This window comes from Stenotrophomonas sp. SMYL11, from assembly GCF_036320005.1.
GTDB classification, from domain to species: Bacteria; Pseudomonadota; Gammaproteobacteria; order Xanthomonadales; family Xanthomonadaceae; genus Stenotrophomonas; species Stenotrophomonas maltophilia_A.
The window spans coordinates 459,743-465,753 of the sequence record NZ_JAWIRS010000001.1 but is presented as its reverse complement, the minus strand read 5'-3'; the positions used below and the strand labels follow the sequence as shown (position 1 = coordinate 465,753).

The window sequence follows — 6,011 nt, the reverse complement described above, 5'->3', positions numbered from 1 at the left end:
GGGGGGCGGGGCCCGGGGGGGGCTGGGCGGCGCGCGGCCGCCCCCGCGGGTGGGGGGGGCCCCCCCGCCCCCCCCCCGGCTCTACCACTTCAGCGCCGCTGTGCCAGCAGCAGGTGGAAGTGTTTTTCGCGGGTCTGGCCGTCATTGCCGCTCGCGGTTTCGCGGTGGCTGCGCCAAGCCGAGACGCGGAAGCCGGATACCCGCAGGGCCAGCTCCACCGCGTCCAGCTCATGCAGCTGGAAGTCGGCAGCGAACGGAAGGCTGCGCATGAAGGCAGCATCGCCAAAGGCCAGGCACAGGCGGCCGCCCCGGTGCAGTACCCGCGCCAGCTCATCCAGCACCGGGGCCAGGTTCGGCCAGAAGTACAGGGTGTTGACCGCCAGCGCGGCATCCATCGCGGCATCGGCGACCGGCAGCGCATGGGCGTCGCCGTGCCGCATCGCCGCACGCTCGGCCAACCCGGCGCTGGCCAGCCGCTGGTTGCCGGCCTCGACCATGGCGGTGGACAGCTCGATGCCCAGATAGTGGCTGCCGGTGGCCTGCAGCATCAGTGGCGCGAAGGCCGCATTGCCCGGGCCGACCTCCAAGACCTGTTCACCGGCGCCGACGGCCAGCAGCCCGATCGCGGCCAGGTTGAGTGCGCCGTTGCTGCGGTTCATCGAGTCGGCGACCGCCAACGCGGCCTCGCCATGGGGCTGCCGCAGTTGTGCGGCCAGGGTGGGAGCATCCAGCATCATCATCGTCCATTACAGAGTTTCGGACGTGGCGGCGGCGGGTCCGCCGGTGACCATAGCGCCGACCTTGTGGCTTGGGAAGTAGGGAAACCCCGCTTCGGGGTGATGAGGAAATGTCCAGCGTCGCAGTCGGTGAGATCTGGTTGTCCACAGGGGGTGTGGATTACGCGTGGGCAACTTTGTGGATAAGCCGCGACAGGCGCCACCCCCCTAGGCTGTCAAGATGGGTGGCGAAAAATTCACCGCCGGTGAGGGCAGGTGAGGGAGCGGTGAAGGCTGGGGCCTGCCAGTGCTGTCGCCAGCAGCGGCGCTCGCGGTAACCTGTGGGCCTTGATGCTCCGTGAGACCCCATGAAACGTCACTTCTCGATGCTGCGCGAATTCCAGCTGGCCGACTGGTTCACCCTGGCCAATGCTTTCTGCGGCACCGGTGCGGTCTTTGCCGCAATGCGCTTCCTGCAGGACGGCGAGCGCGGCTACCTGCTGTTCGGCATGGCGTTGATCCCGCTGGCTTTCATTTTCGACGCCCTCGATGGGCGCATCGCGCGCTGGCGCAAGTCCAGCTCCACCCTGGGCCGCGAGTTGGACTCGCTGTCCGACGTGATCTCCTTCGGTGTGGCCCCGGCGGCGCTGGCCTACGCCTGCGGCATGCAGGGCGGCTGGGACTGGCTGGTGCTGAGCTATTTCGTCTGCTGCGGCGTCAGCCGCCTGGCGCGCTACAACGTCACCGCCGAGGCGCTGGCCGGTGACGAGGGCAAGGTCGCGTATTTCGAGGGTACCCCGATCCCGACCAGCCTGGTGCTGGTGATCGTGCTGGCGATCGCCGCCGGTACCGATGCCATCGGCCAGAACATCTGGTTCGGCCAGTGGCAGATCGGCCCGTGGCAGCTGCACCCGATGGTGTTGTTGTTCGCCTTGTCCGGGTCGCTGATGATCAGCAAGACCCTGCGCATTCCCAAGCCATGAGCCAGCCCTGCGGAGGCCTGCGATGACCAGCTCGGCCCACGACGCCGGCAGCAGCGATTTCGAGACCCTGGCCCGGCAATACTTCGGCGCCTGGGGCGATGCCCTGCGCCACGCCAGCACGCCCGGTGCGCCGGCCGGTGACGACCCCGGCAGCTGGCAACGGCTGTTCGACTGGTGGGGCCAGCTGTTGCCCGAGCAGGGGCAGGGCGCGCCGGAAGATGCCGTGCGCCGGTTCCGCGAACAGGCCGGCAGCTGGTACGGCACCATGCAGCAAGTGGCCGCGCGTTTCGCCGGCCGCGACGCCAGCAGTGCCGAGGTGGCCCAGGCTTGGCGCGAGGCGGTGCAGGGGCAGGGCGACGGTATGCTGCAGTGGATGCTGCAGGGGGCCCGTGGCAGCACCCACGCTGGCGCCGCTGTACCGGAGTTTGCCGCCTGGCTGCAGCAGTTCCAGCTGCAGGCCGGTCCGTGGCTGCAGAGCCCGGCGTTCGGGCCTGGTCGTGAGCACCAGGCGCGCTGGCAAGCGCTGCTGCGGGCGCAGGAGGAATACCAGCAGCATTCGCGCGCCTATGTCGATCAGATCAAGCAGGCGCTGGATGAGGCCTTCGCGCTGTTCGAGCAGCGTCTGGCCGAGCACGAACAGCCGGGCAGCCAGCTGACCAGCGCCCGCGCAATGTTCGACTTGTGGATCGAAGTGGCCGAGGAGGCCTACGCCAAGGTCGCCATGTCCGAGCCGTTCCAGCAGATATATGCCGCGCTGGGCAACGCTCAGATGCGCCTGCGCGCCGGCCTGCAGCGCGAGGTGGAACAGATGAGTGAACGCATCGGCCTGCCGACCCGCAGCGAGATGGACGCCGCGCACCGCCGCATCGCCGAGCTGGAGCGCAGCCTGCGCCGCCTGCAGGCACAGGTGGCGGCCATGGCCGGTACGGGCGAGGTCGATCCGGTGGCACAGCCGGCGCCGGCGAAGGTGAAGCCGGTCGCGCGCAAGGCCGCGAAGAAGGCCGCGCCGGCAAGGAAGGCGGCTGCGAAAAAGGCTGCACCAAAGGCAGCGCCCCGTACTTCCACGCGGACGCGTAACCGATGAAAGGACCGCTGGGCTTCAACGCCGATGACCTGATGCAGGAAACCCTGGCCATGCAGCGCAAGCTGATGGAAGGGCTGAAGCTGCTGCCGCAGGTGGAAGACGTGGACTATGGCGTCACCGCCCGCGAGGAAGTCTGGCGCGACGGCAAGGTGGTGTTGTACCGCTTCGTCGGCGAGCAGGCACCGACCCGGCGCACGCCGCTGCTGATCGTCTACGCGCTGGTCAACCGGCCGTACATGGTCGACCTGCAGGCCGACCGTTCGCTGGTGCAGAAGCTGCTGGCACTGGGCCAGGATGTCTACGTGCTGGACTGGGGCTACCCGGACCGCTCCGAACGCTTCCAGACCCTGGAGGACTACCTGCTGCGCTACATCGATGGCGCGGTGGATGCGCTGCGCGCGCGCAGCGGTGGTCCGGCGGACATGCTGGGCATCTGCCAGGGCGGCGTGTTTGCACTCTGCTACGCCGCGCTGCGCCGGCAGAAGCTGGGCAAGCTGATCACCATGGTCACCCCGGTCGATTTCCACACCACCGACAACATGCTTTCGCATTGGGCGCAGCAGGTGGATGTAGACCTGCTGGTGGATACGCTGGGCAACATCCCGGCTGATCTGATGAATGCCAGTTACCTGATGCTCAAGCCATTCCGCCTGAACGTGCAGAAGTACGTGGGCCTGCTCGACATCCTCGATGACAAGGCGGCGCTGGAGGATTTCCTGCGGATGGAGAAGTGGATCTTCGATTCGCCGGACCTGGCGGGCGAGGCGTTCCGCGACTTCATCAAGCAGTTCTACCAGGGCAACGGGCTGGTGAACGGCACGGTGCGGATCGGAGAAGAGGGGGTGGATCTGTCGAAGGTGACCTTGCCGGTGCTGAACATCTACGCCGAGCAGGACCATCTGGTGCCGCCGGATGCCTCGCGCGCGATGCGCGGGCGCTTGGGCACGGACGACTACACCGAGTCCAGTTTCCGTGGTGGCCATATCGGTATCTACGTGTCTGGTCGCGCGCAGCGCGAAGTGCCGGCGACGATCGATGGCTGGCTGAAGGCGCGCGACGCGTAGAGACGAGCTTGCTCGACTGCGGAAGGTGGGTAAGCTCAAGCACCCGTTTGATGGATAGGCACATGGCCCAGCCAGCAGTTTTCGCCCGGAACAACGTCGCGTTCAACGATTCGTCGCCATCGGTGCCGGTCGATCTGATTGCGGCGTTGGTGCAGGGCAGATTCCCCGGCAGAGATGACTTCATCGAATTCTATTCGAAGCACAATGGTGGCTACTTCGATGGCGGCGCAGTGTTCTATCGGGACACGTTCTACGAAGTCTCCGCAGAAGATCGAAATCGGCTTGAGCTGGAGGCATTCCATTGCATCGAGGTACCGGGTATGCCACCCAATCCTCGGCTTGTGTCAATCGTTGATGTGATGGAATGGAGGGCAGACCGCCATCCCGACGCTCTAGCGTTTTTTGAACGTCACATCCCCTTTGGATGTGACTGCGGCGACAACGACTATTGGCTTGATATGCGAACAGGTAGTGTGAAATTCACAATTGCGGGGGAGCATATCCGTGCGGACGACGCGATTCCAGTCGCCCCGGACTTCCTCTCGTTCTGCGAGAATATTCAAGTCATGCAGCGGTAGATTCGAGCTTGCTCAACTGCCCAGAGACCCCTGATGTCCCGACGAACTCCTCTGATCCTTGCCGCATTGCTGGCGGCACCCCTGGCCCACGCCGCACCCAGTGCGGATGCACGGCGGGAGATCGCCCAGCTGATCGCCAGCCTGGACGGCTCCCAGTGCCGGTTCCAGCGCAATGGCAGCTGGTATGAAGGCGGCGATGCGCGCGCGCATCTGCAGCGCAAGTACGACTACCTGCTGAAGAAGGACATGGTGGACAGCGCCGAGCAGTTCATCGAGCGCGCCGCCAGCCAGAGCAGCATGAGCGGCAAGCCTTACCGCATCCAGTGCCCGGGGCAGCCTGAACAGACCGCAGCGGCCTGGTTCGGTGCCCGCCTGCAGGCACTGCGTCACCGCACGCCGTAGACATGGGGGCGGTGTAGAGTCGAGCGATGCTCGACTGCCTTTTCCCGTAGCCCAGGAGAACCGCCATGAACACCACGCCGCGCACGCTGTCGCGTTCATTGAACGACCGCATGATTGCCGGCGTGATGGGCGGCATCGCCCACCGCTTCGGCTGGAACCCCACGCTGGTGCGGATCGTGTTCGTGCTGGTCTCGATCGGCTCGGCGGCCTTCCCTGGCATCCTGGTCTACCTGATCCTGTGGCTGCTGATTCCCAACGAGGCCGATTGAAGACTCCCGTGACGCCCTGGCCGATCTGGCTGCGCGCGCTGCAGGTGCTGGGCGCGGTGTGGACGTCCCCCAATTCACTGCTCGGCCTGATCGGTGGACTGGCCGGCATGCTCGGCGGCGCGACGCTGCGCTGGAGCGGCCGTGACAGCGCGTTGGTGTTCGACCGCTGGCCCTGGGGACCGGGCGGGGCGATCACGCTGGGCAATGTGATTCTGCACACCGGCCATGACCTGGGCATTTCCTGCCGCACCTATGCGCATCAGGCGGGGTGGGGCGTGGAGCCGCTGATCCGGCTGGATGACCACGAACGCGCGCACGTGTACCAATACATGGTGCTGGGGCCGCTGTACCTGCCGGTGTACCTGCTGTGCGGCGGGGTGAGTGCGCGCAATCCATTCGAGCGCGCGGCCGATCATTTCGCCCGGTTCGGGCGTGGCTGGTGGCCGTAGTTTCCAGCCAACGGCGCAGCCCCTCGTGGGTGGTCGCGGAATGCGTTTCATGCGATTGGGCCGGGCGGGGTGGGGTCGCGGGACACCCCGTAAACCCGTCCCTGGGGGCTCGATGGCGCCTTGCTCGTGTGCGCTGTCCTGCGCACACGGCAAGACCGGGGTTGGGCGTCCTGCCCAACCCGCCCGAGGCATGCCTCGGGCCCATGGCGCCAACGGTCCCGCGAACCCACCCCGCCCGGCCCCTGACAGTTTCCGTGCGCGTCCAGCCACGGAGAAGAAAAAGAACAGCAGAAGCGGGTCGCGCGCTGCGCTTGCTCGTATAGAGCCGAGCCTGCGGTCGGCTTCGCGGACTGGCTTGAAAGCAGCCGAGCGTGGGCTCGGCTCTACAAAAAGCGGCCAGCCAGGCTGCTTTTGCTTTTGATCTTTTTTCTCTTCTCCGTGGGTGGTAGACGCAGCAGAAATCTGT

General features: G+C 66.3%; 8 protein-coding genes. 7 read left to right on the top strand and 1 reads right to left on the bottom strand.

Translation table 11 applies throughout. The annotated features are described in order from the left end of the window. Positions 1-89: 89 nt before the first annotated feature. Positions 90-740 carry a class I SAM-dependent methyltransferase gene (locus V3B46_RS02145; RefSeq protein WP_329891012.1) on the bottom strand — a complete coding sequence of 217 codons (651 nt, stop codon included), beginning with the start codon at positions 738-740 and terminating at the stop codon, positions 90-92. A 344-nt stretch (positions 741-1,084) separates the two neighbouring features. On the opposite strand from V3B46_RS02145, the gene V3B46_RS02140 reads away from it, so the two are divergent. The 7 genes from V3B46_RS02140 to V3B46_RS02110 all read left to right on the top strand — a co-directional run bounded on the left by V3B46_RS02140 (position 1,085) and on the right by V3B46_RS02110 (position 5,545). Continuing rightward, positions 1,085-1,699, top strand: a complete 615-nt coding sequence (locus V3B46_RS02140) for a CDP-alcohol phosphatidyltransferase family protein (protein ID WP_032130352.1) — start codon at positions 1,085-1,087, stop codon at positions 1,697-1,699. A gap of 22 nt (positions 1,700-1,721) precedes the next feature. Then, positions 1,722-2,783, top strand: coding sequence for a class III poly(R)-hydroxyalkanoic acid synthase subunit PhaE (gene phaE, locus V3B46_RS02135; RefSeq protein WP_329891011.1), 1,062 nt, complete (start codon positions 1,722-1,724; stop codon positions 2,781-2,783). Continuing rightward, positions 2,780-3,847 (top strand): class III poly(R)-hydroxyalkanoic acid synthase subunit PhaC, encoded by a 1,068-nt coding sequence (phaC, locus tag V3B46_RS02130; RefSeq protein ID WP_329891010.1) that lies wholly within the window; start codon positions 2,780-2,782, stop codon positions 3,845-3,847. Before phaE ends, phaC begins: the two co-directional genes overlap by 4 nt. 62 nt (positions 3,848-3,909) lie before the next feature. Continuing rightward, a complete protein-coding gene (locus tag V3B46_RS02125; protein WP_329891009.1) occupies positions 3,910-4,425 on the top strand; it encodes an SMI1/KNR4 family protein in 516 nt (171 codons plus the stop codon). 33 nt (positions 4,426-4,458) lie between these two features. Further along, positions 4,459-4,827: a YfeK family protein gene (locus V3B46_RS02120; RefSeq protein ID WP_329891008.1), complete on the top strand. Its 369-nt coding sequence runs from the start codon at positions 4,459-4,461 to the stop codon at positions 4,825-4,827. Positions 4,828-4,892: 65 nt separating this feature from the next. After that, positions 4,893-5,096 carry a PspC domain-containing protein gene (locus V3B46_RS02115; protein WP_006374017.1) on the top strand — a complete coding sequence of 68 codons (204 nt, stop codon included), beginning with the start codon at positions 4,893-4,895 and terminating at the stop codon, positions 5,094-5,096. Next, positions 5,093-5,545, top strand: a complete 453-nt coding sequence (locus V3B46_RS02110; RefSeq protein WP_154352821.1) for a hypothetical protein — start codon at positions 5,093-5,095, stop codon at positions 5,543-5,545. The genes V3B46_RS02115 and V3B46_RS02110 overlap by 4 nt, the downstream gene beginning before the upstream one ends. Positions 5,546-6,011 lie beyond the last annotated feature (466 nt).

What these genes read in the sequence shown, in the direction of transcription:
- V3B46_RS02145 (WP_329891012.1), bottom strand. Translation starts at nt 740, where the DNA reads ATGATGATGCTGGATGCTCCCACCCTGGCCGCACAACTGCGGCAGCCC.
- V3B46_RS02140 (WP_032130352.1), top strand. Translation starts at nt 1,085, where the DNA reads ATGAAACGTCACTTCTCGATGCTGCGCGAATTCCAGCTGGCCGACTGG.
- phaE (WP_329891011.1), top strand. Translation starts at nt 1,722, where the DNA reads ATGACCAGCTCGGCCCACGACGCCGGCAGCAGCGATTTCGAGACCCTG.
- phaC (WP_329891010.1), top strand. Translation starts at nt 2,780, where the DNA reads ATGAAAGGACCGCTGGGCTTCAACGCCGATGACCTGATGCAGGAAACC.
- V3B46_RS02125 (WP_329891009.1), top strand. Translation starts at nt 3,910, where the DNA reads ATGGCCCAGCCAGCAGTTTTCGCCCGGAACAACGTCGCGTTCAACGAT.
- V3B46_RS02120 (WP_329891008.1), top strand. Translation starts at nt 4,459, where the DNA reads ATGTCCCGACGAACTCCTCTGATCCTTGCCGCATTGCTGGCGGCACCC.
- V3B46_RS02115 (WP_006374017.1), top strand. Translation starts at nt 4,893, where the DNA reads ATGAACACCACGCCGCGCACGCTGTCGCGTTCATTGAACGACCGCATG.